The following is a 24,304-nucleotide window of genomic DNA, read 5'->3' on the forward strand; positions in this document are numbered from 1 at the left end:
GTGACCTCGTTGAGATGGGATTAGCCATTCGCCAAAGCCTGCCGCGGACAACGAAGTAGTGGCCGTCCATCGTCACCGGATACTTCACGACGCCTAAGCCGACTTCCGCTGCGGCTTGGCCGCCGGCTTCTTCGCCGCGGTCTCCTTCGCAGGCTTCTTGCCGGTGATCGGCATCAGCATTTCCTTCTGCCCGGCCGCCGCCTTGCGCGGCTTTTTTCCTGATTTCTTGGGTGCCGCTGGAGCTGCCGCGCCCTCTCTTCCGATGCTCTTGCGCAGCGCGTCCATCAGGTCCACGACGTTCTCACCTCGAGGACGCGCTTTCGCGGCGATGGGCTTGCCCGCGCGCTTCTGATTGATGAGATCGATAAGGGCGGTTTCGTACTGGTCTTCGAACTTGTCCGGCTCGAAATGACCCGCCTTCTGATTGACGATGTGCTTGGCGAGATCAAGCATGTCCTTGGTGACTTTTACATCCTGGATATCGTCGAAATACTCATCCGCAGAACGGACTTCGTAGGGATAGCGCAGCAATGTCCCCATCAGCCCCTTGTCCAGCGGCTCCAGCGCGATGATGTGCTCGCGATTGGTCAGCACCACGCGACCGATCGCGACCTTGTTCATTTCGCGGATGGTTTCGCGGATAACGGCGAAGGCGTCGTGCCCGACTTTGCCATCTGGAGTCAGGTAGTAAGGGCGGATCAGGTAGCGTGGATCAATCTCGCTGCGGTCGACGAACTCGTCGATCTCGATCGTTCGCGTCGATTCCAGCGCGACGTTCTCGAGCTCCTCCTTCGTCACCTCAATGAATGTGTCGGTGTCGACCTTGTAGCCCTTGACGATGTCTTCGTTGTCGACCTCCTCACCGGTATGAGCGTCCACCTTGGCGTACTTGATGCGGCGGCCGGTCTTTCGGTTGAGCTGGTTGAACGAGACTTTTTCGGATTCCGACGTGGCCGGATAGAGCGCTACCGGACAGGTGACGAGGGAAAGACGCAGGAAGCCTTTCCAGTTAGCGCGGGGGGCCATGCGGGGGAACTCCATACTGGTGCCGGATTCAAGACGAACGGGCCGGCTTGGTTCCGACACCGCCAGCCGTCTGGCAGGAGGATTTTTCTCACCGCCGGTCTACCTGGACTCGACATTTGTTCTTGTTATGTTCTAATTGCGTATGACCGACCGACCCGCGAGCTGGCGCATGCCGACCCCAAAGCAGATGGAAAAATTGGCCACTGAAGCCGACCGTAGACGAGCGCCGTCCGCTGCGGGTCCGGATGCCCCCCTCCCGGCCGAATATTGGGAATCGGTCCTGAAAGATCCTCGCGCCGGCGCGACCGTGGCCCAGGCCCGGCAGCGACGCCTTTCGGAAATTAGGGCCCACGTCCTGCGCGTCTCCTGCCGCCGCTGCGACCGGACCGTGGAAATCCAGACCGCCGATGCCGTCCGCTTGTATGGCGCCAACGCAGTCTGGAAGGACGTGGCGCAGCGCTTGCTCGACAACACCTGCCAACAGCGCACCGGCAGGCATGAAGAAGACGGGTGTTGGCCAGCGTTCGAGTCGCCGTAGTCGCTCTGAATTTGCCGATCCGACCTCTTTGCGCCCGGAAATCCGGATGGCCCCGAAGTATCACCCTACGCCCCTGTCGGGTGGCGATCGCAAAGCTCTGGCAAAGGAGCTCGGCAAGGCACGCGCGATGGCCAACATGCTTGCTGCCCAATCGGCGCAGATGCGGGCTAAGGGCGAGGCCATGATTCAGCAAGCAGACAGGTTGCTTTGCGAAAGCTGGAACGAGCGCATGTGGAGCGACGGCGAACCGATCGATCCGTCGCCCACCATTGACCAGGCCGTGAACGGAGGCTTCCCTTGGCTCGAGATCAGGTGCACGCGCTGCAAGACGCCGAGCGACGTCGACCTCGCGGCGATGAAGCACCCGCCAACCACCTTCGTGCACGATCTCGCCAGCCGGCTGCGTTGCCGCAAATGCGCCAAGGCGGGCCGGCGTCCATCGGCGACTCTGCTACAGTTGGCTTGGCAGCCTCGCCACCCTCGAACCGAAACCTGATTGATGTGTAATCTCTATTCGATCACGACAAACCAAGCTGCTATTAGTGCGCTGTTTCGCGTCGTAAACCGATACGACGGCAATCTGGCGTCGATGCCCGGCGTGTTTCCAGACTACAAGGCACCGATCGTGCGCAACGGGGCCGAAGGCCGCGAGCTCGCCACGGCGCGATGGGGGATGCCGTCGTCATCAAAGGCGTTAATGGATGCCACCAAGAAACGAGCGCAAAAGCTGCAGGCCAAGGGCAAGACCGTCGACTTCAAGGAACTGCTGCGGATGGAGCCGGACGGCGGCACGACCAACATCCGCAACGTGGAAAGTAAGCACTGGGCCCGCTGGCTCGGCGTCGAAAATCGCTGCGTGGTGCCATTCAACTCGTTCAGCGAATTCAACAAGGCCGAAGGTGGCGACATCTGGTTCGCCCTCGACGAGTCCCGGCCCCTCGCCTGTTTCGCCGGGATCTGGACCAACTGGACCTCCGTTCGGAAGGTCAGGGAAGGCGAGACAACCAACGACCTCTACGCGTTCCTCACGACGGAGCCGAACGCCGAGGTCGGCGCCATCCACTCCAAGGCGATGCCCGTGATCCTGACAACGCCGGACGACGTCGAGACCTGGATGACCGCGGGTAGCGATGAGGCACTAAAGCTGCAACGCCCGCTTCCGGATGGGTCGCTTCGGATCGTCGCCCGAGGTGTCAAGGAAGACCCGGCGGAACCGGCGACGTGACGGAGGAAGACGACATGGATGCAGGGTGCACTTCACCCCTGCACCCATGCGCATCGAGGAGACCGGGGTAGCAAGTGCCAGGGGGAACCGAGCGGAGGAAGACCCGCCCGACAGGGCCGGCGCCCTACTCTGGGCGGGGCACCAGGGGGCACCCCCTGAGATCTTGACAGTGAGTATGTCGGATGGCGCCAACTGAAGCCGCCAGAAGGCAGCAATTTCCGAATGCTTCCGACGGCGGCCGAAGCGCCACTCCAAAGTTCCTGTTAACCCTTGCTTGAACAGACACGCTGACGGTGCCGTGCGTAGGGGTGTTACCCCCAGCGCAAGCGGCCGTTGCTCTTGTATCTTTCCGCAACCGCGAGTTAACCTAGGAGTCTTTTCAGAACCTATTTTCGGTCACATCAATTCAGGGCACGGTCCGCGCATGAGAACTTTTTTAAGAATCGCTGGATGGAGCACCGCTCTGGTCGCATTGGCACTTTCGCCACTCACAACAGCCAAGGCCGCCGACGATTGGACAATCAGCGGGATGGTGCTTAGCCCCAACGGCATCATCTCCGATGGCGCAATTTCCATCTCCAAGCAAATAATCACCGCCGTTGGCCCGATTGCCTCGGTCCCGTCGTCTTCCTCGGCGATCAAAGTCCCCGGCATCATCCTCCCGGGCTTCATCGATCTGCACGACCATCTGACATGGAATGCGTTGCCGCGGTGGATCCCGGCGAGGAAGTTCAACAACAGATACGAATGGCAGGATACGGCCGAATACGACAGGGCCTTGGTGGCCCCACACAACGTAGTGCTTGCTGATACAGCCTGCGAAACCGAGATCTATGCCGAAATCAAGGCGCTTGCGGGCGGCGCGACATCAGTCCTTGGTGGATTGCTGGCGGACGACAAGCATCCAGACAACGCAAAGTGCGTGGCCGGCCTTGTCCGTAATCTGGATACGGCTTCGAACATGCCATTCACCAAGCCGCCTTCCGATCCGAAAGACACGATCTGCCCGACCGATCTAGCGATCGACCGCACTTTACTTGATGTGGTGGAGAATGATGTCTTCCCGCTGGAATTGACGCATGGCCGGATGGACTTCCTTCTATGCGAGCTCAAGGCTGGGACTCTGCGCGGCATGGTCGTCCACCTTTCAGAAGGCGCACCGACTGATTCCGCGGCTCATCGCGAATACACCATGCTGAGCAAGGAAATCCTGCGGCAGAAGGACCTGAAGACCGGCATCGAGTCCGCCATCGAGCGAGAAGGTCTCATCCTCATACATGGCACAGCGCTGCGAGACCAAGATTTCAAAGGCATGAAGGAAAGTAAGGTTGGGCTAGTGTGGTCTCCACGCAGCAACGATGAACTATACGGCTCGACGGTTAACCTCGCAGCCGCCCATCTAGCGGGCATCGACATGGCAATCGCTCCGGATTGGAGTCCGTCTGGCAGCGCCGGGATGCTCCAAGAGATGGGCTACGCCGCGCGGCACTACGGCGTGAAGTCGGACGACCTTATCAAGATGGCCACGTCAACACCGGCGAAGATGGCGCGCATCTCAGACCATGTCGGAAGCCTTGCTCCGAACAAGTTCGCAGATTTTGTCGTCGTCAACGTTGCCGTCGATCCGACAAAGCCAACTGCTCTCGACCCTGTTGTTAAGGCCACTCCTGCCGACATTGCATTGGTCGTGGTTGGCGGCCAGCCAATCTACGGCGATCTTGCGCTGTTGACCCAGCTGCTACCAACTGGAACGGCGGTTGATCAAATGACCGTCTGTGGTGCAACGAAGGCCATCTATCTCGGCCAAAGCGAAGCAGGCGTGCGCGGCTGGAGCGTGGCAGACATCAAGAAGGCGCTAAATGCGGCTCTTGCGAAAGGAAGCTCTAGCCTGCCTGACATTGAGTGCGACTGATCATCGTCGTGGTTCTTCACTAGAAGTCATGGCAGCATCGGTTGGTTCTTTCAACGGTGCTTACAAGCAAGCGCTCAACTGATCTGTCGGAGGCAGGCTCATGCGAAATGCCGTGCGTGTATATTGCGCCACCGTTGTGATGTCGCTGCTTGCGACGCTGGCTGCCGCGCGCGGCGACCAACTCACGTTTTCCACCTGGAAGGCGACAACACCGTTCGAAGGTCCTAGGACCTCGCATGCCGCGACTCTCGTCAACAACAGGATCTACATCCTAGGGGGCCTGTACGCTTCGGCAAACAACTTCACACTATACAACGATGTTCAAACTGCGCTTCTCGGGAACGACGGTGCCATCGCCGAAGGCGCATGGGAGAAGACAACGCCCTTCGTGGAGCCGCGCTCGGGAATGGGCGTAGCTGTCCACAAGGAGTTCATCTACGTCGTCGGTGGCTTTTCGAATAAGGGGACGCGTGCCGACGCTCAGTACGCCCGCGTGATGCCAGACGGTATGCTGGGCTCATGGACTACGAGTCCCAACCAGCTCGCAATACCTCGTTCGAATCTCGCCTTGCAGATATTCTCCACGATGTCGGGCACGAGCTATCTCGCGGCAATCGCTGGCGTCGGCGAGATTGGCAAGGATACGGTTCATTTCGATACGATCGAGACCGCAGAGATCAATCCCGATGGCTCGCTCGGCCAATGGAAACTATGTCCATTTCACCTCAAGGGTGGTCGTTCAGCTCCAGGCGTAGCCGTGAACAAAGGCGTCCTTTATGTCGCTGGAGGATGGGGTGACCTGCTAATTGAAGACGTTTTTAGCGATGTCCAGTATGCTCCAATCAGGGATGACGGCTGTCCTGACGCTTGGCACACCAACGCTGCAAGACTGAACATGCCGCTGTACGGTCATACAATGACTGTCACGTTAGCAGCTGGGAGGCCGTCGCTCGTTGTACTCGGCGGTAATGCCGGACAGGGCAACTACTTTAACAACGTGCAATTTGCCCCCCTGGCGCCAGACAGTGAAACCGGGCGGTTTGTGTTCGACACACATCAATTCGCAGTGCCCCGGTGGGGTCAGGCCACAGTGCAATACAACAACTTTCTCTATGTTCTAGGTGGGTCACAACGCGGAAATGGCGATTATCTGAACGACGTCCAGTTCACCGTCATGGGCAACCAGTAAGACCTCGCTCCCACTGAACGTGTTGCGTGCATCGCGTGTCACCTTCCATGGTGGACTCGAGATTTGCTGCCTCGGGTCCATGCGGAAGCGCCGCCCCACCGCACTTGAGGAAAGGAACCGCCCGCGTCGCACGGGCGCCGGCCGGCGCTTTGCCCCGGCGCGCGCGGCAGTGCCCTCAGAATTCTCGTGGGAATGCTGGGGAATTCGGCCGAGGAGAAGACAAAGCGAAAGACTGGGAGAATCAAAAGAGGCCCCCGGAGAGCGTGAAGCATAGCGACCCGAACGGGCACGCGGGTCCGATAGCAGCGACGAGACCGGTTTAATAGCGCACCCGGGAACGGGGCAGTGATAGCGCTCGCCGCAGGCGGGCCCCTTTCCCGAGTGCCCCCGCGAGGAGCTCCTCAGTCCTTGCGCGAGGGATCGAAGCCGGATGGCCGAGACGCGAAGCGGCTCGGTTCACGAGAGCCCGCTGCGGCAGCGGCCGCACGCGCGCAAACGGAGCAACTCTGCCTAGATTAAACCAGCGGATCTAGATTTCCTCGCGCGCATGCGTGTGCGCGTCATAGATTCTGATCTGAAGCATGGGAAAACGCCTCTTGAGTTCTTCTCCACCTACTCTGGCGCCGTCCCTGGTTGCAAATTCGGCTTTGAGTCGGCCGTCCACTTCAAGCGCATAACCAGAAGCCGGCGGTTCACGGGTGGCTGCAACCATTTCATTCCCATTGTGCAGTGAGGTGGTTGAGAATGATGGTTAGCGTGAGTCGCCTGGACCACGCTAGAGCTACCTACGCAACAGTGGCGATCGGTCATCGCAGGTTGTGGATCGATGCTCGCAGCGGAGTCGCTCAAAGGATGGGCATTGGCGTCCGGCTATTTCCACCCAGCCGTTAGCTGCGAGATGTACACCGGCGAAGAGCTATCCACAGGCTCCGATGCATAGCCCGATCGCATCCGATAGAGTGCACTCTGGCGCGCACGGAGCGCGGTTTCATCTATTGACCATGAACATGACCAATCCCCTAACCTTGGCCGAAATGGCGGCCGCGCTCGAGCAATCGCCGGATTATCGCGTCTTGCGCCGGCTCATTCCACGATCAGAATTCGCTACGAGCAACGGTGAAGCGGTCAAGACTGCTCTCCTGCTGGATGTCGAAACAACCGGCCTGAATCCGGCCCACGATCAGATTATCGAGCTCGGAATGGTCAAGTTCGCCTACCTGCCGGACGGCCGGACCACCCGAGTTCTCGATACCTTCAGCTGCTTCAACCAGCCGTCGGTGCCCATCCCCGCGGAGGTTACGGCTCTCACAGGGATTACCGACGAGATGGTCGATGGCCACAGCCTTGATCCGGATCGCGTTGCCGCCTTTGCGGCAGATGCTGTTGTCGTCATTGCTCACAATGCCGCTTTCGACCGGAAGTTCATTGAGCGTTGCTGTCCATCGTTTGAACATCGAGCGTGGGCATGTTCAGTGAGTGAGATTGAATGGCGCAATCATGGGTTCGAAGGCTCACGATTGCCGTATCTGCTGATGAAGGCGGGCCTATTTCATGAGGCACATCGCGCCGTCGATGACTGCCTCGCGCTCCTCGAGATCCTGGCGCTGCAGCTCCCCCATCACAATCAGACTGTTCGTTCCACTCTGCTGGAACGCGCGCGGCGCAAAACCATTAGGATCTGGGCTGAACATTCGCCGTTCGAGCTGAAGGATGAACTCAAGCGACGCGGATATCGTTGGAGTGACGGTACCGATGGACGGCCAAAGTCCTGGTACATCGATGTCGATGACGGCGATCAAAACGCGGAAATCGAGTTCTTGCAAAAGACGATCTATCTCCGGGAGCTTGAACCGCGTATTCAGAGCCTGACTGCGTTCAATCGCTTTTCTGTCAGGGGTTAGTTGGGGCGCGGTGCTGCTCGATGCCGAAAATCTCGGCGGGATCGGCGGCAGGTATTGAGGGGATTGTAGGCACAACGCCGGATTAAACGCCGGCGTTGTGCCTATTCATCCAGAGGCGACGCTTGTTGTTCGGTCAGAGGCGCCCACCATCGTCGGGACCTCGATTTCGATTGATGTCCGAACTCTCCAATCTTCCTGTATGTGTTGGGGCGACATTCCAAGCGCGAAGAGATGCGATCGCCAGATCGGCTTTCTTTAGCAATTGGCGCAGCGGTGGGCACTCGGGATAGTATCGGACGAGCGTAGCCTTAACCTCGTCAAGATTCAAAATGTGCCGATCCCAGCTTGTGGGTACCGCAGCGAGTGCGTCCCCTTCGGGAAGCTCATGATAGTAGAGATCGAAAAACACGTCATCCGAAAGCTCGTCGCGCCTATACTCACACTGGACCCAGTTATCGAGCTCGCAGCGGATTGCGTCGACGCGTCGGTGAACGCCCGCGCGAGTTCTCGTCCCGATCAGGATCGACTTCAGCAGTCGCCCGACCAGTTTGTGCCCCTCAATTGGCATGCGCGTCTTCGGTCGGCGCTGCGCTCCCGAAAGAAACATGCTATATGGGACAGAGTTGTTGGAGCTGCGCCGCTCGCCAGCTCTCTTGACCTCGCGGGCCTCTGTCTCGATCTCCGCCACCTGACCCGGGCTGACGAAGGCCGGTGCGATCGGCCTCGACTCTCCATCCCAGGCCGACGCCACGATGGGAGCCGGTGCCTCCACCAACCGCGAGATCATCGGCTCAAGCAAATATCCCTTGGACATATCGGCCAAAAGAAAGAGCGATGTCCCGCCGTCAGGCCGATACATTCCCTTCCACGGCGAAACCGCGACCGCCCAACCGTGTCGGTCAGCCCATTCCTTCTGCTCGCGAGTGACGCTATGGGAATAAGGCTCATTGGTGCGGATGAAGGTCTTCGCTGCGGGATCGAACCACGCTGCATCGTGATCGGAGCCCGGCATCCGATGCTGGACTTGTCCTCTGGGGAAAGATCGTTTCGCCTTTGACGGGACCAATCGGGCTGCCTCAATAAACTGAATAGTCCTGGCAGCCTCGCACGCAGCCTCCCGCGCCGCCTCCTGCGACGACGCGGTGTATGTGTCTGCGAGATGATCAGGACCTTCTCGGCGCATCGTACCCAGCCCCCGCGATGCTTTGTATTGTGCCGGCTTAACAAGCGCGTCCAGAGGTCTGCCGAGCGGCATTTTCAGGATCTCGCAGCCCGTAACCTTGGTCGTACGATCCCGCCAAAGAACGGAGATGTACAGTTCGGCCGACGGCCCGGGGGCTGCGAGGCCGTCTCCAAGCTTGCGCAGTGCGTGCTTGTAATTTTCGAAGCCGGCCGCCTTTGATGCCTTGTCCAAGGCGACAGCATGCTGAATGCCGTCGGACTTCTTGAATCGCTTGGCGAGCTGCTTGATGCCCTCAATTGAGGACGGACGAATGTGATCGTTCGACACGTCAGGTCTCCCGGCCCTTAGCGAAGCGTCGCCCGTCAACCACCTCTCGGGCCCGACATGACATGGCGGGAACGATTGATCTGGACAGCGCCTCAACGGCTTCGCTACGACGGGCGGCAGGCTCCTGCCGGGAGCCGAGTCGGAGAATACCACGACCGAGACTTTCGCGAAAGGATGCACCCCAGGACGGGATGACCTCAGGTTGCGCTACTGTATTACCTCTCCTGGAGGGATCCGAGATCGTGGCAATCTCAAACTGAAGGACAGGTTGTGCGGTAAGGCCTGGGGGAATGAATGCGCATCGTCTACTTGGAAGTAGAAAATTTCCGCGGCATCAAAAGGCTGAAATGGGCACCATCCCCTGGCATGAATTGTCTCATTGGCCCCGGGGATTCGACCAAGACCACTGTGCTGGACGCGATCGAGCTGTGCCTCAATCCCAGGTCCTACATTTTTGCCGACGACTGCGATTTCTTCGATCTCGACATTAAGGCGCCGATCCGGATCACCGTAACGCTTTCTGACCTGCCACCGCAGCTCAAGGCCGAAGATCGATATGGGCTCCACCTCCGCGGCTGGGATGTCTCGGCCAAAAAAATCATCGATGAGCCGGGACCAGGCTTGGAGGAAGTGCTCTCGATCAACGTCGTCATCGATCAGACCCTAGAGGCTCGGTGGTCGATATATAATGACAGGATCGACGCGCTCGACAGCGATCCGCCGACGATCCGGTTCAAGGACGCCAAGCAGCTTGCGACGAACCGCCTCGGCCCCTACGCGGAGAGACATCTGGGTTGGGGGCGAACCTCCGTGCTGACTCGCATCGGCGAGGCGGGCGATGGCTTCAGCCTGCAACTCGCTGAAGCGGCCCGCGCCGCCCGTTCCTCGTTCAAAGCCGGCGACCGAAATGTCTTCAAGAGCGCCGTCGATCGAGCGGAGGAGCTGAGCAAGCTCTTCGCAGTGCCTGTGCGGGGCAAGTTTACGGCGGAGCTCGACGTACAGGGTGTCAGCATCACTTCAGGCGGCATCTCACTTCATGATGGCGATCTGCCATTGCGCAGGCTCGGCACAGGCTCCGCACGTCTTCTTGTGTCGGCTCTCCAGCACGACGCCGGTCCCCCGCATGTTGCGATCATCGATGAGATCGAGCACGGCCTCGAGCCGCATCGTATCGCTCGCCTACTAAGATATCTCAAGGCGCCCAAAGCCGCCGCCGACGCGGCTCAGCCGCAGATATTTGCAACCACACATTCCCCGGTCGTGATCCGCGAGCTTACTGCGGCCGATATCTTTTCAGTCCGGTCAGATGTCGGCATCATCACCGTCAAGTCCATCTCTGCTCTTGCAAGGGACTCCGACACTGCACAACGCCATCTCAGAGGAAACCCCGAGGCCTTTCTCGCCCGGAAAATACTGGTTGGGGAAGGCCGCACCGAACAGGGGCTTGCCCGCGGCCTGGACGAATGGTGGCAGACGTCCGGCAATGACTCATTTGCCTTGCAAGCTACTGTCGCAATCGACGGCGGAGGTAAGGACAAAGCACCCCTTATCGCCGAACATTTACGTGACCTTGGCTATGAGGTCTGGCTTCTCCTGGATTCCGACGAAGAACCGAATCAGGCAGATCTGGAGCGCGCCAAGGGGAAAGGCGCAGTTGTTCACCAATGGCCTGACAAGTGCTCGACGGAAGAACGCCTGTTTCTCGACCTCCCCTGGGCTTGTATACGCTCGATGATCGCACTCGCCATTGAATTCAGCAGCGTCGAGAGCGTCAGGGCCGTGATTGACAACGCTCTGTCGACAGTCGGGCTCCCCACCGCCACGGCAGCTAAGCTCGGCAATGACCGCGATACCGTGCAAGTCCGACGTATCCTCGGCAAGGTCGCGAACGACAAGAAGTGGTTCAAAACAATCGAGCGCGGCGAACGGCTGGCCGCGCTCATCGGGCCTCATCTTTGTGCTGTTTCCGACAAGCCTCTCAGCATAGGTGTTGCCGCCATGAGGAAGTGGGTCGATGGCAAATGATGACGATATTGCCCGGCTCGCTGTAAGCATCCGCCGTGGCAGCATTGTCGCCGCAGCTGGGTGCGGTAAAACGGAGCAGATCGCGCTCGCCGTCGGAATCTCCGATCGGCGCAGGCTGATCCTCACGCACACACATGCGGGCGTCGACGCCCTGACCAAACGCCTGCGTAAGCACCAAGTTGCGACCGCAAAGTACCGCATCGACACCATTGCTGGGTGGTGCTTGCGATTTGCGGCATCGTTTCCACAACGTTCGGGACTCGCCGCGTTTGCGCCGGCAACAAGCGCCCACTGGGACGATGTCTACCGTGCCGGCGCGCGCCTGCTCGATAGCGGCGCTGTCGATGGCGTTCTACTCGCATCCTATGGAGGATGCTTCGTCGACGAATATCAAGATTGCACCAAACAGCAGCATCAAGTTGTTTCACGGCTCGCCAACCTTCTGCCGACTTGCGTGTTCGGCGATCCATTGCAAGCGATCTTCGATTTCGGAGATCAGCAACCGGTCGACTGGGATAGCGATGTATTTCCCCTGTTTGAGCGTTCGGCGGAGCTTCTGACGCCATGGCGCTGGAAGAACGCGGAAAATCTAGAATTGGCCGAGTGGCTGCAGGGCGTCCGTACCGCCCTTGAGAACGGCAACGATCTGGACCTGCGATCAAGACCACGATGTGTAACTTGGACGTCTCTGCCCGCGGCAGCTCAACGCCGTCAGAGAGCCATCGTCGGGGAATGCCTCGCTTCCATGCGCGACCCCGTGCAAGGCAGCCTGATCGTCATTGGCGACAGCACAAGCGAGAACCGGCGTTCCGCACTGGCACAAAAACTTGCCAAACAGGGTTTTGGCAACCTTGAAGCGATCAGTTGCAAGACCCTCTATGCCGCCGCCAAGACGATCGATCGGACGACCGGGTTGGCCCGAGCAAAAGCAATCGTCGACTTCGGGTCCAAATGCCTGACGGGCCTCGAAAGGGCGGAGCTGCTCAAAGCGCTCGGAGCCCGCCAGCAAGGTCGGCGCCTGGGACAGGCCAAGTTCGGTTCGCTATTTCCACTCAGCGACGCCGTGATCTCCAGCGGTTCGGAAGCGAGCATTCTCGCCCTTCTGCAAACGCTCCACGACAGACCCGGCGTTTATCTGTATCGTCGTGAGATGTTCCATGCGATGCGATCAGCCCTGCAATTGAAGGCGACGCGCCAACTTGCCACGCTGAGCATCGCGATTTGGGAAGTTCAAAATCGGATGCGGCATGCGGGGCGTCGCCCCGGTAACCGAAGCATCGGCAGCACGCTGCTGGTGAAGGGCCTGGAGTTCGAACGCGCGATCATCATCGCAGAAGACGCGATGACGAGGAAGGATTGGTACGTCGCACTGACCCGGGCGACAACGAGCATTCGGATCATATCCCCGGCGGAGCGATTCCTACCGTCACGGGATCAAATCGAACGTAGCCGCAGCGCTCTATAACCAGGTCGGAGACCGCAGGAGATCTATCGATGTATGCTTTGCACGTAGGTTGAGTCTCGTCTCCGTACATGCTGAGGAGTTTCGGCATACGACCTTAGCGAAGGCAGAGCCATCAGGACGGTTGCCCCTCCCTCTGGGTAGCGGCGATGGATTGGAATGCTTCGTGGATGTCACGAGATCGCCTCGGAAAAAAGGCCCTCATTTCTCCTTCTTCCAGCGGATATTTCTTCAGATTGAAGGTCCCGTGGAGCTCGCGCATTTCATAAAAACGAACGGGCCGTTGCCTACCATCCAGGGCGGTAACGATGGCGTACTTTACGGCTTCCTTGCAGCGCATTCCGAAAATCACCTCTTCGAGCTCCAGTAGGGAACGCTGCACCCCGCGCGGCCCAATCAAACGCCATTCCTGCTCGTATCGCCAGCTCGCCGCCTTTCGCAACAGAACGGCCTCGTCGACCTGACGACGGGCGTCCTTGTCGCCGTCGAGCATAGCTAGGACCTTGCTGGCATCGACGAGCCGCGTGCCGCCGTACTGAACCTTATGGAGATCATCGAGCGCATCAGAAGGCACCGAGTAGCCGATGCAGACGCCGTGATGCTGATCGCCATAGTGGCTCCACATTAACGGGCAGGTAGCGCGCTGACCCAAAGATACAATGCCCTTATCATATTGCAGTAACAGTTCCTTCTCCAGATAGCGGCCAAGCAGAAACTGAAGAGGGTCATCTATTTCATAGCTTGGGTCGGTCGCGTTGTGGATTATTTCCGAGATGACCTGATCGGCCTGTAGGCGGCTAAGTCGATCGATATGATCCAGGGTTTTCGGACCTTTGTACCTGATTGTCTGAGCCGCGGCTTTCATCTCCGCGCTGACGCGTCGCTCGATGAGTTGCCGTAACGCGCTCTCGATGTCTGTGGCAGGAAGATCGGCGTTGAGCGACGGCCGCGTGTCGAGCGGATCATTGAATGTGCTCGGATCGGCATAAAAGAGATTGTCCGCAATGATCATATCGAGTGTGAGATTATTGAACGCGCGGTATTTGAACAGCCGCCTCGGAACGCTTCGTTTTTCTGCCATTGCTTCCTCTTGAGCCGCGATTCGGGTTCGCGGGTTTTGGGGTACGAATCGGATGAGTAGCAACACGGTGGGCACTTCGGTGGGTTTCGGCGCAAGGCGGCGAACGGCCGGACCTCGTTCTTCGGCAGCCTAAGTCCCTGATCTTTTGGGATCTTTGCTCCCAACCTCCACGAACTGATAGAAAAAGGGGCACAGAACTTGACACAGGACAGAAAAAAGGGCGATCTACTTGGCGCGCGTCGGGGCAGAGGGAAGCCGTACCACCATGCAGACCAAGACTTTTCAGCAGCGGTTGGACGCCGCGTTCGCCTACGACACCTACGCAAACACGCTGCGGGCCCTGCGAGAAGGCATCGCCGCAGGCGACGATGTGATCAAGGGCACCCCGATGTTCTCGTCAGAAGTCGGGGACGACATGCGCGGTCTGATCCGCCGAGCCGGCATCCTGATGCGTTTCGAGGAGATGTGCAAAGCCGGCGATCTCCCATTCAAGTGCACGCTGATGCCGATGCCTCGCGGCACCTGGCACTGGCTCGACATTTACAGCGGCGACTGCCACGCGCACATCGTCCGCACCGAGGACCCGACCAAGTTTCCGGAAGACACGCCGAACCGCCAGGACGCGCGGGCGTCGAACATGCCGAACCTGTTCGAGACCGAGCAGGAACGGATCATCCGCCTGGCACCGCCGAAGCTCTACACGTGGTTGACCTATCGCGCAGCGCCAGACGGGCGGCTCTCGCACGCGCTCTGGCAGTCGCCGTCGGCGAATGCTGACGAGTGGCTCGCGCGTATCAACCTGATGACCGTCGTCGTGCAGAAGAAGTCGGAGGACGCGAAACGGCCGGCCGAGGTTGACCCGAAGTCCAAGATGAAGCTCAAGGACAACGTGGTCTCGATGATGGAGAAGAAGAAAAAGAACGACGACACCAAGCGTTGAAGGCGTGCCCATGTCTGCGAGGATCATCCCCGAGAGGATTCGGGAGGCGCGCGAGTCCGTCGGCATGACCGACGAGCAGTTCGCCGACGCGATCGGCGTGAGCCGCCAGTCCGTTGGCACCTATGAGACTGGCGCCTTCGCACCGCGCGGCGACGTGTTCAGCAAGATCATCGCCGTCACCCGCCAGCCACCGGGTTTCTTCATAGCGCCGCGCAAACATACTGCTGAGCGCTTCCTGACGCCGACATGGCGCAGCCTGAAGCGCATGCAGCGGCCCGACCGCCTGCGGATCGGCCGTCGGCTGGAGTGGGCGTTCTACATAGCGGAGTCCCTCGCGGAATACGTCGAGCTGCCGCCAGTGCACTTACCCGCTATCGAGTTCGACTACGAACGCGACGGCAACGAGCGGATTGAGGAGATCGCTGACCAACTGCGCGAGTTCTGGAGCGTCGGCTATGGTCCAATCACCGATCTGGCTCCGCTGCTCGAATACCACGGCGTTATCGTGATCGAGGAGCCGGTGCGCTGCGAGGACATGGATGCAGTCTCCCGCTGGCAGGGCGGCCGACCATACGTGCTCTACGCAGCCGACCAGGAGAGTAACTCGCGTAAGCTCTTCAACATGGCACACGAACTCGGCCACCTCGTCCTGCACAACGCCGTCGAAGTGAACAGTCGCAACCTGGACCGGCTTGAGAACCAGGCCAACCGGTTCGCCGGCGCCCTGCTCCTGCCACGCCGGACGTTCGCGCGGGAGATCGCGAACACAACCATCGACTACTTCATATCGCTCAAGGGCCGGTGGCGCGTGGCCGTGGCGGCGATGATCTACCGGTGCAAGGAACTCGGGATCTTGAACGCCGATCAGGTCAAATACATGTGGAAGCAAATGAACGCCCGTGGCATCCGCAAGCGAGAACCGCTCGACAATGCTTTCGCGCTGTCGAGGCCGACGGTGCTCGGCTCGGCCGCGCAGATGCTGATTGACAACAAGGTCAAGCTCCCCACCGAGATCGCCGAGGACGTGCTCCTCAACGCCAGTGATGTGGAGTCGCTCTGCTCGCTACCTAGCGGCAGCCTGCAGAACAAGGTGGTATCATTCCCTACATTGCGGCAGATCTAGTTCGTGCCGATCGCGAATCCGCCACCGGCGGACCTCAAGCAGTCCTCACCTTCAGTCCGGTGAAGCTCACGACCGCCGAAGCAATCGTCCTGCGTAGCCGGCTTGGAAGCCCATGCCTGGAGTCAATTCGGGAGGCCGAGCAGGAGGATTCTGAAGGAACGAAGGAGCAACTATCCATCGCACCTAGCCCGCTCTGTCTCTCAGTCGTACAGTCGGCGTGGCGCACCAATTCGGTGTCGGCATGGCCGCTACAGGAACGGCGCAGTTCGGCGCCGGGCAATGAAAATGTTGGCCATCGCTCGCTACAGTGCCTCAAGCAGTCGCCCGGGCTGCCTGCCAGTCGAGTGAATAGGTGTCCACCCAATGTAGCAACTCGTCTTCCGACGTGAAGATTTCTCGAAAGGATTGGCTAATCATTGGATTATTGCCTGTGGGTAAGGCTCTTCTCACGTCGGTCTGAATCGCAACGCATGTGAGCCCGAGAGCGTAGGCGAAGCCTACCTCAAAGGCGACCCCCTCATCGATTGTCGCGCCGTCCAGTACTGCTACCAAGGCATCCGACGATCGCAATGCGTCAATGTCTTGCGCGAATACTCTGCGCTCAGCGACAATCTGAGAGACGCCCGCTTCCAGCATATCGACAAGAAGTGTACCGTCGCGCTGTGGAAGAAACACCTTAACGTTCCGCTGCTCCAATTCTCGAGTGAGACGATCATTAAAGGCGCGTTCACGCGGATTGAAGAGCGGTGCAGCCAGGTAGACGCAGGGACTAGGCACAGACGGCCTCACAATGTTTTTGCAATTCGGCGCCAATATCGACAGGGGTGTATTCCGCGAGAAATATTATACGAGCAATTTCACGAGCGACTTCGTCGATGCTTCGACCGCGAGTGCACAGAACAGTCTTGGGAACGTCGCGGTACACCAAATCGATCTCGTTGATCAAGCTTGAGAGTTTGTCATCTTCCCAATATTTGTGCTTGAGACTGTTGCGATGCTTCAATTCATCCAAATCGCAATCCAGCATGATCACGTGCCCCTGCGCAATCGTCATCGCATTTTCGTGAGTCATCGTCGCGAGGAGGTTCGCCGCCTTCGCTTGCTTGTCTCCCGGGAAGGTCAGAGGATCAAGTGGACATCGATCCACAAGATGAATGCCTTCCTTACATTCATTTAGGGCATAGTTCTTTTTGCGGAATTGTTCGGCGATCCAACTGTCTATGCTCGAAGCATCATCCTCGGCACTCTGCGGGCGCGCCAGCTCGGGAAGTCGCTCGTCGATCCATTCATCATAGGTGATCAAGCTACGAAAATTGGAGGCTGCAGTACTTTTGCCTGCCCCGATAGAGCCTACCACGTAGTAGACGAGTTTCCGACTATTCGGCTGGAAACGGACGAATTGCGAGTCTGGCATCCGGATTAAATCTGCCAGATGGCGAATTCCATCAGCGTCTAGAAACAACGTATAGAGATTGTACGATGTAAAGTTGGAATCGAAGACCGCCTTCCGAGTTTCGTCGGAGAGGGAGGTATCGGTCCCGACAAAGTGAACAAAATAGTGAATGTGCCCAGGGCTCGCAACGGCATTCTGCCGAAGCATACTCTGCAGAGTCGTGTCATCAAGCGACAACCCGATCAACAGGCATGTATTGCGGGAAAGGTGATTTGAGAGGTGAACGTAGCGTCCATTCGCTGCGCTTATCAACTGATCCTGGAACCCGTCACTATCAAACACAAGATCTGCACTAGCGCCGTCGTCGAAGCGAGATGGCAGGAAGCCATTGGGATGATAGATCACGCCAGCTGGCTTCTGGAATTGAGCATTCGGTTTGTCGATGGTCTCGTAACCCCGAGTGGTCGACTCCTCTTCTTCATTTCGCGAAAACATCAACAACTTCTCGATCGTATCGTCGAAATTGTAGTTCACCGTGAGCGGCGAGGCTTTAACGACATCCAGGAATGATTTCAGATACGGATGGGCCTCAATCGACTTTTTTCGGTCGTCTGCAGCTTTAGGGACATCTCGATATAGCTCGCTATGAATGATCCGTAGCCAATCGCTTTTGATCCGCTGCTCCTGCAGTAGAGGCACCGATGTGTCAAGACCTGCACCACTCAGCTTTCGCGCGCGAAAATGGTCAAACATCATGTGCGTGAGTGCAGCGAGTGATCGTGGCGGTTTGATCTCACCTGCCCTGCTCAACACATCTTCCGCCTGAACGGCCTCGTGCCTTGCAATACGATTGACCAGATCTTCCCATCCGGGAAATCCTAACGCCTTGCTGGCGCCTGCTCCGAAGATTAGGCCTAGTCGCTTTCGATGTCGCTGTGCGCGCAGGTGCACGATCGCTCGCGCTGAGTTGCCCATCAAGTTCGAAGGATCTGACGGACCAGATTTACGCACCATGAAGCTTGTTATCCGTCTCGAAGAGGTTGAGCTGTTCGTGGTTCGCATGTGAGGGCCGGCAAGCCCAATCTACCGGGGCGAGCGATTCTTCCCGTGGAGCGTCCTTGCCGCCCATAATGTTTATGTAGATTTCAAGTACGTCCAAGAATCTGGGATCCGGACGAAAAAACAAATGATCTAGATTCCAAAGCCCGGAGGTGACGATCCGCCAGTCGACGCTCGCCCGTCCGAGCCAATTGCTATTGGGAGCCGGTCGTATTCCCAAAACGTTTGTGCGGGACAGTAGACCGATAATATTTCGCTCAAGATATGCTCGATCGCTCCGAGGCCCAGCCGCATCAGGAACACTTAGCCAAAGCAATCGCATGTCGCCGATGACGCTGGATACTTTTCGCTCCAACAAAGACTCACTAGCCCGCACATCTGCTGGTGCAGACTGACCGACGCCCCAAGATGCGGGCAATGCCTCGTCCCCTCTGCGGCCGAGAGCCCGTCCTACGTGCGAGCGGAATATCGATGATCGATGACTACCTCCGCCGTGGCCTGCGACCCCACGGTGCGTACTAATGCGGTCCCACAAGGTGGTGCGTGAGCCAGCACTCACTGCGTGAGTTCCGACCCGCGTGATCCAGTCTCGGCCAGCGGGTCCAACAGGCTCGACAACGAAATAGAGCCCTCGCTCGGGCCATGGCTGCCGTCCAGTCGCTTGGGAAAGAAGTCGTCCACCGACCTGAATGCGAGCTAACTGACGCATCAACTGTCCGAAGCGGATTAGCATCGTCTTCAGAAGGGCTTCGTCATTAATCTCTCGAAGGTACTGTAACCGTGCGCCAAGGGATCTACGCCCGAGCGGTTGTTGGAGTCTGTAGCCTGAGGCCAGCAAGGTAGACTTAAGGGGCTTGAAGTAGTCATCCCCGGTGAAGAAGATAAGGGTATCATTTGGGGAAGCGGCCGATGCGAGCTGAGCAGCGACCCGAGTTCCCCAAGCAGCGCGTTCAGCTGCGGGCATGAACTTAAGAGTCTGCTCATAGGGCGAGACGATGTCGCCTGGATTCAGCAACCCATGCTTCGCCGATAAGATCCGAACTTGCTTGCAGCGATCGAGAGCCGCGAGCAACGACTTTCGAAACAACGGGGAGACGTAGAGATCTGAGGCATGCGTCGCTACTTGGCGCTTGGTTTTCGTGCACGCAACGAGGGCGAGATCACCCATAATCAGAGTCCTGCCCAAGCGTGAGCATGTAGCTTACATGCATCGCAATGATGGCACGGTGCGATGGTGCCGTTGACGCGTTGGGGCCTGTAACAGCTCCAAGTGTCCCACTCGCCTAAGCCAAGCTCGCGCGCGAGCAAAGCGATTTGCCGCTTACTCATTCTCAGCAACGGAGCTTGTAAGCTGGCCCCTCCAGGGCTTGCTATGGCTAACATATTTCTGAAAGACTCAAAAAATTCGATCGTACAGTCAGGATAACCGGAAAAGTCTACGCAATTGAGCCCTATGTGGATTTCATCCGCGTGTAGGCCCGCCGCATGTGCGGCGGCAAGTGACAGAAAGACAATATTGCGTCCAGGCAGGAACGCGGGTGAGATCGAAGAGGGCATTTCTTCAATGTCGCGATCGAGTGGAATTTTACGCTGGGGTTTTTCCCATTGAACACGGACCACTTCCCGGCGCGCCCCGATGGCTGCAGCTTGCTGCTCTGCAAACGTCATTTCTACAGCAAGCCGTTGCCCATAGTCGACGCCAAGGCTTATTACCTCATGACCCGCCCGATGCGCTGCGTAAAGGCACACGGTCGAATCCATACCCCCGCTATGAAGCACCAAAATTCGACGCCTCATCAATCACCTCCAACTTCCTCGAGGTCTGAAGTGCCCAAGGCATGCAATCCGGCTTAAAGACCAAGAGCCGGTAACGTCGAAGAATCCTAACCGAGTCTCCGGCTCCTACTGAGCGAATAGGTGACGCACAGCCAGAAATTGCCCCGGCTAGTGGTCGACCACCAGTGGATAATCCGCTCGTTGATCAAGACAAGCCACCTTGTTCCCTTATTGTTCTCACCTAACAGCGACTGCCGGGTCCCTCCAGCGGGGCGCCCGCACAAACCGGAGCCGAGAAAATCACACCGGATGCAATGCTACTGTGACGCTCATCGCTCTTTGAGCGCCTTCCTCGTCTCGCTTACGCGCCGGGGTTACGCGCCGAGCCGAATCCTCTGTTGTACTCTTTCGTAGAGCTGCACTTCGGCCTTGTGCAATAGTTGGACAATGACGGCAAATGACTGCCGCTCCACATGCGTCGCCCAGCCACTCTCGCAACGCACGACGAGATAATAGCTGTCTCCATACTCCTCGACGCCCCGCTTGAATGCCACCATCGCGGATTGAACGGTCCCCCTCTCTCGTGCCTGCGGCCCAGGAATAAGCTGACAGTTGTATCGCGGTGCGAGTTCTGGAAATGGACCCTCTGCCTGCTCGCGTCGACGATAGTGTTCGAAAATCAAGTCCGGCTCACATCCTCGGACCAGCCGGAAGCTCATACCCAAACCTGCATAGTCGTTTCGCGTGTGCCGAACCGGGGGATCAAACGCCAGCGTTACGCGGATTACGCGTTCACCGTTACCCGCCTGAAAGGCATCGGGAATCGGAATCCGGTAGACTGCGAAGTGATCGAGAGCAAGCTCGTCCTCGGCGTAAAGCGTCACGCGAGCATCGTCGGAGAAAGCTGCGCGTTCGAGGTTGACGAGGCCATGCCCGCAGATGTTGCGTATGGCCTCGGTCCCTAGAAGCTGCAATCGATCCCGCGAGGACTCTGGAATGTCTGCAGATCCCACGAGCAGAGCGCGGACCAGATTGGCTGACGCCTGCGGGAAGCGCGTCAGTATTTGCGCTGCGCTAAACGCAACTCGCGGCGCGGCGTAGGACGTTCCCGATCCCCCTGTGAACAGCCGGTCAAGATAGCGGTGATAAAGTGTCAGCACGCCGGCGCTGGCTAGCTCCTCGCCTCCACGAAGGCGGCCGACCACAGGGTCGAAGATCAGCGTCCCGCCGACTTCAACAACATCGGGTTTGGTCGCGCCTCCGGGCCCAGGCCCCACGCGCGAGAATGGCGATGGTTCAAGCTCGCGCGTGATCGGACGGACGCGAACGTCATCGGCACGATCTGGATCGAGCCCTTCGCCGTGCGCCAGCGCACCCACGGTAATGACGTTCAGCGCGCCAGCTGGCTCGAAGAAGCGGTTGGCATCCTCAAGGAGATATCGCGGATACTCAGTGACTGCCTGCTCAAGGCGATTGCCGCCACGCGGGCTGCGGTTTCCGGCCGACACGATGATGACGACGTCAAGCTCGCGCGCGAGCTCGTCAAGCGTGGCGGCCCACGTTCCAACCTTCCCACCATCGAAGACACGGCGCCGGTCGGCGAGAGCGATGACGAAAATCCGACAACCGAACCGCTGCTTCAAGGTCGTCACCGCTTGCCGCATCTGGGAGGGAACGAGGCGCCGGTCGTCAAAATCCCCCTGGTCGTTCACGACCTTCGCCGCGCAAATCCGGGCGCCGCGCTGCAGTTCCCCCCGCCCTAGCTGTGCACGAAGGTCGCCGAAGACCGCCACACCAGCGACACGAGTGCCGTGTCCCCAGACATCTGCGGTGCCAAGGTCGTCGGGCACGGCGATCGCGCCTGCGAAAACATCGGCCAGAAACGGATGATCGTTGACACCACTATCGATGATGCCGATCACCGGTGCATCGTCGGCAAGCGCGTTCATTGGAGGAACGTCGGTCAGCGTCAGATCGAGCGCGTCCGCCGTCGTCACATCGGGTGCGGGCGGGAGGTCGATCGCGGCGATTTCCTCGATTGTCAGTAAGGTGCGAATGAGTTCGCCCGTCAGGCGCGCGCGGAACATGCTGATCGAGGGGCCGATATAGCGATCTAGAACCTCGCCCGCTCGGGCTTCGACATAGCTGATGACATCCTCGAGCTTGCGCTCGCGCAGGCGGCGCTCGCCGAGGTCCCAAAGCTCGAGATCGACCAGGTAAGATGTGCGGGGTAAAAAATCGTTGGGAGCGGAAAAACCCTCTTCACGCAGGCGGTGGCCGATTCGGTCGCGTGGCTCGACTGACCCTATGCTTTCGATTCCAGCGACGAAATTGTTGTATGGCGCGTGCTTCTGGCCAGGCGGGGCCCCGGCTTGGTAGGCGTCGAGCCGGGCGCGAAACTCTTGCATCTCGTCGTTCGAAGCGAACAGCACGAGTGTGCGGTCCGCATCGCTCGACAGCACTGTGAGTCCGAGACGCTGCCACTCTTCCTCCAGAGGCGCCCCGGTCATTTGTACGCGTAGGATTAGTGAGGGGTCAACGAACTCGGGTTTGCGGCGGCTGCGTTGTTCCTGAGTTGCTGCATCGAGCTCGTCGCGCAGCCTCCCGCTGTGCTGGCCACGGTCCCGTGCGGGTGGGGGTCCACCTCCGCCATGCTTACGACGCTCGAATTGCTCGGGCAGTCGGACGAGTTCGAGATGATCGTAGCGCGCCACGTTGCGACTAACTCGGCGGCGCGAGCCGCGATTGGCCAGCGCGGCGCCTTACCTCATCTTCCAAGGCGCGATTGAAGTCGCGTTCCAAAACCTGCTTGCGGCGCTCGACGATCATCGACTTGATCGCCTGGATGCAGACGCGTTCGATCTCGGCATAGGAATAGCCGTCCAACGCCGACGCATGCCGCAGCGGATCGAAGGCCACGGAGACATTCTTGAACTTCAATCGTAGGAAGCGGCCGATCATCGACTTGCTTGGCTTGTCAAACCATACGACCTCGTCGAACCTCCGCCAAATCGCGGGATCCAGCGATCGGTCGAGATTGGTGGCGGCGATCAGGAAGCCCTTCGGTCGAATATTATCAATGAAGAGCAGCAGGCTGTTCACGACCCGCCGCAATTCATTGTGCTCGCTGCTGTCTTCGCGCGAGCGCGCCAGCGCGTCGAACTCGTCGAAGAAGAGGACGCACGGCTGTTTGCGGGCAAACTCGAAGATCTTGCGGACATTGCCTGCTGTCTCCCCGAGATAGGACGAGATCAGCCTATCTAGCTTGACGAGAAAAAGTGGCAAACCGAGCTCCGCCGCGAAGATTTCAGCGCAGAGCGTCTTGCCGCAGCCCGGCGGTCCACAGAACAATAATTTGGAGCGTACCTTCAGGCCATGGCGACGAATGTCGTCCGCGCGACGGTATTCCTTGATGAGCCCAAGGAGCACGCGGACATTGGTCGCGCCGAGAACGATATCATTGCGCGCATGCGTTGGTTCTACACGTTCAATGAAATCTGCAGCCGCATCGGGGAAGGGAATCAGGGGCGCCAGTCCCTTTGGACCGCTGGGTCGGCTTGGGCTTGGGCCGGTCTCCAAAGTCTTGCGCAGGCTACGCGCAAGCACCCGATTATTCTTCTTCTCTTCCTCGTCGATGATTTGCTCCGCCACGGCGCGGAACTCCTCGTCCCGACCGTAGCTGGCCAGCAATTTCTTCATCAACTCTCCGCGGGCCATGGCTCTGCTTCACTTTCTCCGGTTGGGTCGAATCATAACCGCAATCCGACCGTCGCACGATGGGGTTACCGCCCGATTTAAACAGCACAATTGGGGGTTGGGCGCCGCCTCTAGCTGTTCCGGTCGGCCCGCGAACGCCCGGTTCTCGCCCTCGCGAGGCTTAGCTCGGTCCCCATGCCGACCAAGAGCGCCGATCGCCGCGCAAAAGAGACGCGATGCTGACCCCGACGTCATCACCATCGGGTGGCTTTCTATCGCCTGAGCGGACCCGGCGCGCGTGAGATTGCTCTTCGTCCTATTTGTACGCCACGGCTACCCAGCAGCCCGATCCGCGCTCGGGATTTCTTCTTTTCCGGAGAAGCCTAGGCTTTGATCGCCCAAGACCGATTGTGGGTTGGAGCGGAGGCATGGGCGGCAAGGACGGAAT

Annotated in this window: 20 protein-coding genes; 10 read left to right on the forward strand and 10 right to left on the reverse strand. The window is 58.9% G+C overall.

The genetic code is table 11. From position 1 onward, the window contains the following. Positions 1 to 93: 93 nt before the first annotated feature. The gene (gene ku, locus E4K64_RS32895) at positions 94 to 1,026 is read right to left on the reverse strand and encodes a non-homologous end joining protein Ku (RefSeq protein ID WP_126259310.1); all 933 of its coding nucleotides are present in this window, start codon (positions 1,024 to 1,026) and stop codon (positions 94 to 96) included. Positions 1,027 to 1,168: 142 nt separating this feature from the next. Between ku and E4K64_RS32900 the strand changes: the two genes are divergently transcribed. From E4K64_RS32900 to E4K64_RS32920, 5 genes are all read left to right on the forward strand, one after another. After that, positions 1,169 to 1,564 (forward strand): hypothetical protein, encoded by a 396-nt coding sequence (locus tag E4K64_RS32900; protein WP_205680519.1) that lies wholly within the window; start codon positions 1,169 to 1,171, stop codon positions 1,562 to 1,564. Positions 1,565 to 1,610: 46 nt separating this feature from the next. Beyond that, the gene (locus tag E4K64_RS32905; RefSeq protein ID WP_126259256.1) at positions 1,611 to 2,060 is read left to right on the forward strand and encodes a hypothetical protein; all 450 of its coding nucleotides are present in this window, start codon (positions 1,611 to 1,613) and stop codon (positions 2,058 to 2,060) included. A gap of 3 nt (positions 2,061 to 2,063) precedes the next feature. Further along, a complete protein-coding gene (locus E4K64_RS32910; RefSeq protein ID WP_126259255.1) occupies positions 2,064 to 2,789 on the forward strand; it encodes an SOS response-associated peptidase in 726 nt (241 codons plus the stop codon). Positions 2,790 to 3,213: 424 nt separating this feature from the next. Beyond that, the gene (locus tag E4K64_RS32915) at positions 3,214 to 4,701 is read left to right on the forward strand and encodes an amidohydrolase family protein (RefSeq protein WP_126259254.1); all 1,488 of its coding nucleotides are present in this window, start codon (positions 3,214 to 3,216) and stop codon (positions 4,699 to 4,701) included. A gap of 100 nt (positions 4,702 to 4,801) precedes the next feature. Beyond that, positions 4,802 to 5,890: a Kelch repeat-containing protein gene (locus tag E4K64_RS32920; RefSeq protein ID WP_126259253.1), complete on the forward strand. Its 1,089-nt coding sequence runs from the start codon at positions 4,802 to 4,804 to the stop codon at positions 5,888 to 5,890. A 529-nt stretch (positions 5,891 to 6,419) separates the two neighbouring features. On the opposite strand, the gene E4K64_RS32925 is transcribed toward E4K64_RS32920, so the two are convergent. Further along, positions 6,420 to 6,602: a hypothetical protein gene (locus tag E4K64_RS32925; RefSeq protein ID WP_126259252.1), complete on the reverse strand. Its 183-nt coding sequence runs from the start codon at positions 6,600 to 6,602 to the stop codon at positions 6,420 to 6,422. 295 nt (positions 6,603 to 6,897) lie between these two features. Here E4K64_RS32925 and E4K64_RS32930 point away from each other — a divergent pair, with 295 nt between their 5' ends. Further along, positions 6,898 to 7,791, forward strand: a complete 894-nt coding sequence (locus E4K64_RS32930; RefSeq protein WP_164718803.1) for a 3'-5' exonuclease — start codon at positions 6,898 to 6,900, stop codon at positions 7,789 to 7,791. Between the two features lie 133 nt (positions 7,792 to 7,924). On the opposite strand, the gene E4K64_RS32935 is transcribed toward E4K64_RS32930, so the two are convergent. Then, positions 7,925 to 9,301 carry a DUF5623 domain-containing protein gene (locus E4K64_RS32935; protein ID WP_235884852.1) on the reverse strand — a complete coding sequence of 459 codons (1,377 nt, stop codon included), beginning with the start codon at positions 9,299 to 9,301 and terminating at the stop codon, positions 7,925 to 7,927. A gap of 294 nt (positions 9,302 to 9,595) precedes the next feature. Between E4K64_RS32935 and E4K64_RS32940 the strand changes: the two genes are divergently transcribed. Further along, positions 9,596 to 11,326: an ATP-dependent nuclease gene (locus E4K64_RS32940; RefSeq protein WP_135167069.1), complete on the forward strand. Its 1,731-nt coding sequence runs from the start codon at positions 9,596 to 9,598 to the stop codon at positions 11,324 to 11,326. Continuing rightward, entirely contained in the window at positions 11,316 to 12,791 is a 1,476-nt protein-coding gene (locus tag E4K64_RS32945) for a UvrD-helicase domain-containing protein (protein WP_126259249.1), read from the forward strand. Before E4K64_RS32940 ends, E4K64_RS32945 begins: the two co-directional genes overlap by 11 nt. A 112-nt stretch (positions 12,792 to 12,903) precedes the next feature. On the opposite strand, the gene E4K64_RS32950 is transcribed toward E4K64_RS32945, so the two are convergent. After that, entirely contained in the window at positions 12,904 to 13,869 is a 966-nt protein-coding gene (locus tag E4K64_RS32950; RefSeq protein WP_126259248.1) for a DUF2971 domain-containing protein, read from the reverse strand. A 265-nt stretch (positions 13,870 to 14,134) separates the two neighbouring features. On the opposite strand from E4K64_RS32950, the gene E4K64_RS32955 reads away from it, so the two are divergent. After that, positions 14,135 to 14,809, forward strand: a complete 675-nt coding sequence (locus E4K64_RS32955) for a hypothetical protein (protein ID WP_126259247.1) — start codon at positions 14,135 to 14,137, stop codon at positions 14,807 to 14,809. A 10-nt stretch (positions 14,810 to 14,819) separates the two neighbouring features. Next, on the forward strand, positions 14,820 to 15,932 hold the full coding sequence (locus E4K64_RS32960; RefSeq protein ID WP_126259246.1) for an XRE family transcriptional regulator: 1,113 nt from the start codon (positions 14,820 to 14,822) through the stop codon (positions 15,930 to 15,932). Between the two features lie 312 nt (positions 15,933 to 16,244). On the opposite strand, the gene E4K64_RS32965 is transcribed toward E4K64_RS32960, so the two are convergent. The 6 genes from E4K64_RS32965 to E4K64_RS32985 all read right to left on the reverse strand — a co-directional run bounded on the left by E4K64_RS32965 (position 16,245) and on the right by E4K64_RS32985 (position 23,859). Next, complete coding sequence (locus tag E4K64_RS32965; RefSeq protein ID WP_347338642.1) at positions 16,245 to 16,721, reverse strand: nucleoside 2-deoxyribosyltransferase; 477 nt, start codon at positions 16,719 to 16,721, stop codon at positions 16,245 to 16,247. Continuing rightward, the gene (locus E4K64_RS32970; protein WP_164718802.1) at positions 16,702 to 18,339 is read right to left on the reverse strand and encodes an SIR2 family protein; all 1,638 of its coding nucleotides are present in this window, start codon (positions 18,337 to 18,339) and stop codon (positions 16,702 to 16,704) included. Before E4K64_RS32970 ends, E4K64_RS32965 begins: the two co-directional genes overlap by 20 nt. Next, entirely contained in the window at positions 18,329 to 19,552 is a 1,224-nt protein-coding gene (locus E4K64_RS41955) for a GIY-YIG domain-containing protein (RefSeq protein WP_430642547.1), read from the reverse strand. Before E4K64_RS41955 ends, E4K64_RS32970 begins: the two co-directional genes overlap by 11 nt. A 2-nt stretch (positions 19,553 to 19,554) precedes the next feature. Beyond that, positions 19,555 to 20,181, reverse strand: a complete 627-nt coding sequence (gene queC / locus E4K64_RS32975) for a 7-cyano-7-deazaguanine synthase QueC (protein WP_126259243.1) — start codon at positions 20,179 to 20,181, stop codon at positions 19,555 to 19,557. 353 nt (positions 20,182 to 20,534) lie between these two features. Continuing rightward, on the reverse strand, positions 20,535 to 22,874 hold the full coding sequence (locus tag E4K64_RS32980) for a S8 family peptidase (protein WP_126259242.1): 2,340 nt from the start codon (positions 22,872 to 22,874) through the stop codon (positions 20,535 to 20,537). Positions 22,875 to 22,881: 7 nt separating this feature from the next. Continuing rightward, positions 22,882 to 23,859 carry an AAA family ATPase gene (locus tag E4K64_RS32985; RefSeq protein ID WP_235884853.1) on the reverse strand — a complete coding sequence of 326 codons (978 nt, stop codon included), beginning with the start codon at positions 23,857 to 23,859 and terminating at the stop codon, positions 22,882 to 22,884. Between the last annotated feature and the right edge of the window lie 445 nt (positions 23,860 to 24,304).

The organism is Bradyrhizobium frederickii, from assembly GCF_004570865.1.
Lineage (GTDB): Bacteria > Pseudomonadota > Alphaproteobacteria > Rhizobiales > Xanthobacteraceae > Bradyrhizobium > Bradyrhizobium frederickii.